Here is a 470-nt window from a genome sequence, read left to right as displayed (position 1 = left end):
ACGTTATCAACTGCTGCCGTATAACTACACACTGAGTTTTTTGAATCATCAGCGCGGCCTGCCGCTGATGCGTCCTTTATTTTTTGCGGAGCCAGCCAATCCAGCCTTGCTGGCTGATGCCAGCAGCTATTTCTGGGGTAATGATTTCCTGGTGCATCCGGTGCTGCAGTCAGGGCAGCAACAGGCGGAAATCTATTTCCCCAAAAATGGGCCATGGCTGGATTTTCATACAGGACAGCGCTATGCAGCTGGCAGTCGTGCAGCAGTCTCTTTGCAAGCGGACCGGATACCGGTATTTGTACGTGCCGGCGCCTGGATTCCGCAGGCACAGGGCTTACAAAACACGACGCAATTTGATGTGAGCAAACTGGATTTGCACTACTACTATGACGAGGAGCAGACACTCAGCGAAGGTATGCTGTATGACGACGATGGATTGACTGCCAATGCCTATGAGTCGCGTGCCTATG

General features: G+C 52.1%; 1 pseudogene. It reads left to right on the top strand.

From position 1 onward, the window contains the following. Positions 1-470 (top strand): annotated as a pseudogene (locus KDM89_RS19670) (glycosyl hydrolase); the annotation flags it as partial.

This window comes from Cognatundibacterium luofuense, from assembly GCF_018139685.1.
Taxonomy (GTDB): domain Bacteria; phylum Pseudomonadota; class Gammaproteobacteria; order Burkholderiales; family Burkholderiaceae_D; genus Undibacterium; species Undibacterium luofuense.
The sequence above is the reverse complement of the archived record's forward strand: the minus strand, read 5'-3'. Positions and strand labels throughout refer to the sequence as shown.